The sequence below is a fragment of the Candidatus Symbiopectobacterium sp. genome (assembly GCF_020054415.1).
In the GTDB taxonomy this organism is placed as follows: Bacteria; Pseudomonadota; Gammaproteobacteria; order Enterobacterales; family Enterobacteriaceae; genus Symbiopectobacterium.
The window spans coordinates 1-1,518 of record NZ_JAHWCO010000352.1; the positions used below are offsets into that span (position 1 = coordinate 1).

The 1,518-nt window shown below is 44.1% G+C and carries 2 protein-coding genes; one reads left to right on the forward strand and one right to left on the reverse strand.

All coding sequences use genetic code 11. The features are described from left to right. Positions 1-352: 352 nt before the first annotated feature. Positions 353-589 (reverse strand): YdaS family helix-turn-helix protein, encoded by a 237-nt coding sequence (locus tag QZ506_RS10405; RefSeq protein ID WP_291970928.1) that lies wholly within the window; start codon positions 587-589, stop codon positions 353-355. Between the two features lie 42 nt (positions 590-631). On the opposite strand from QZ506_RS10405, the gene QZ506_RS10410 reads away from it, so the two are divergent. Next, positions 632-1,114: a helix-turn-helix domain-containing protein gene (locus QZ506_RS10410; RefSeq protein WP_291970930.1), complete on the forward strand. Its 483-nt coding sequence runs from the start codon at positions 632-634 to the stop codon at positions 1,112-1,114. Positions 1,115-1,518: the final 404 nt, after the last annotated feature.

Sequence of the window (1,518 nt, forward strand, 5' to 3'; positions counted from 1 at the left end):
GAGCGGCGCAGGACGGTTGAATCGGCGACACCCAGAATTTTTGCGATATTGGTCTGGCGTACCCGGACAATCGCCTGATAAGCTGTTGCGACAAGGTGACGACTGATGAACTCAACCGCAGAATTTTTGCGTGTTTTTGCATATTGCATTTGTGATACTTTCCTTATTGAAAAAAACAGGTTATCGGATGCACGTGTAGAGACACGGCACCTGTGGTGTAATGTGGTAATCAACAGACGTGACGGAGCCGTGAGCCAGTCACAGTGAGTTTGTTACTGTGGGATGTTGAGTTCGCCACGTTGTCGGTGGCTTCCGTAGGACGAGTGTCCGTTGTGAAGAGCGGTACTGCTGGTTAGGCTGCCTGTTCCCTGTGAGCAGGAAGCGCATCCGTCGGGTTTGGGTATTTATCTGGGCGTAATTCGTGAGGAGTAACTTTCCACTCAAGTGCCTTGGACATTGAAACAACCAATTCAGCGGGAACGCGTTTCTTGAACCAAAAGCTAATGGTTTGTGGACGCTTGCCCAACCGCCGCCCCAATTCAGATTGGCTTGTGATCGCAAATATTTTATTTTGTAAGCTTCTTTCCATTCGTATTCTCCACGTCAAGCAAGCACATATTACACATTTAAATTGCAATTTAAGTTTGCAGTGCTGGGTGCAAAAAAATTTTGTATGCTTTTATACAGACAATTGAGTAGATATGGGGCCGTAAAAATGAGTTTTTCCGCCAGACTCCAACAGGTATTGCACGAATTTGATTGGAATCAATCAGAACTGGCGCGTAGATTGGGCGTTAAACCGCAATCAGTACAAAGCTGGCTAAAAGGTGTGACGCCAAGGATGGATAAACTAGAAAAACTAGCTGAGGTTACTGGAAAACCTATGCATTGGTTTTTTACTGAACAGCAAGAAGATGTTCAAAAAGAAGAACTGCAATGTCCCACATCTAGAGAAAAAGAAAAAATAACAGAAAAACAGAGGCTTATACTGGAGTTATTTGATGATCTTCCCGAAAGTGATACAGATATAATTATAAAAGAACTCGAAGTTAAAAGAAATTTTTACGCAAGAAAATTAAAAGAACTTTTGCTGAAAAAGAAGCATATTTCCTAACCCGCCCCCTTAACCCCGTAAGATCAATGGGTTATTTTTTCACCCATAATTACAAATTAAATATTAAACACCACTTGACTATTTATAATTAAATTTGTAATCTTAATCCCATCAACCCACCAGACAGCAGCAAGCCAGACGGTGGACCAGCAACCCGCAACGGCAATACCCCGGCAGGCAAGACCTCGAGTTACCCGCCGATTGCCTGAGCGTAAGTAGCCAGCCCGATGCACACGAACATGACGGCGGTTGTGGTGATTTAGTAGACAACAAAAAAGCGCCCTACTGGACGCTTCGCTCTTTAACAATCTGTATCCCCAACACAATGCCAGACTGGTAGTAAGAGCAAGCTGGTTGCTCAAATTTATCGACCACCTCCGCTAAATCGGGATCCGTATCCGGCA

Bases quoted from the DNA above. Each gene is read 5' to 3' on its own strand.
- QZ506_RS10405 (WP_291970928.1), bottom strand. From the start codon at position 589: ATGGAAAGAAGCTTACAAAATAAAATATTTGCGATCACAAGCCAATCT.